This is a genomic window from Rhodovulum sp. PH10 (assembly GCF_000293785.1).
Lineage (GTDB): Bacteria > Pseudomonadota > Alphaproteobacteria > Rhizobiales > Xanthobacteraceae > Rhodoplanes.
On record NZ_AKZI01000016.1, the window covers coordinates 1 to 364 of the forward strand.

Annotated in this window: 1 protein-coding gene; it reads right to left on the reverse strand. The window is 70.1% G+C overall.

Features of this window, described 5'->3' with window-relative positions; all coding sequences use genetic code 11:
- A partial coding sequence (locus A33M_RS03540) for a hypothetical protein (RefSeq protein ID WP_040619148.1) occupies positions 1-364 on the reverse strand: 364 nt, incomplete at both ends.

A 364-nucleotide genomic window follows, 5' to 3' on the forward strand; every position in this document is an offset into this window, starting at 1 on the left:
AGGCCGACAGCGCCTGGAACGCGCCGGCGAGCACCAGCGCCCCGTCCCGACCGATCGCGTGCGCCGTCATGGCGGCGTCGCGGCAGTGGCGTGCGATCCCCGCAAAAGCGGTGCGCTCGGGCGTGTCGATCGTGCCTTGCCGGGCCGAGCGGCAAACCACCAGCACCAGTTCGACGAAATCCTCGCGCCACACCGTCGTGAAGCAGAGGTGCGGGGCGTCGTAGGGATTGTAGAACTCTCCCCAGATCGGCAGCCGCCGTCGATCCTCCGCCGAGGTGATCTCCGCTTCCGTGATCACCTGCAGCGTGGGCGCCGCGATCCCGGCCCGTACCACGGGATTGATCGCCGGATCGGCGCCGCCGAT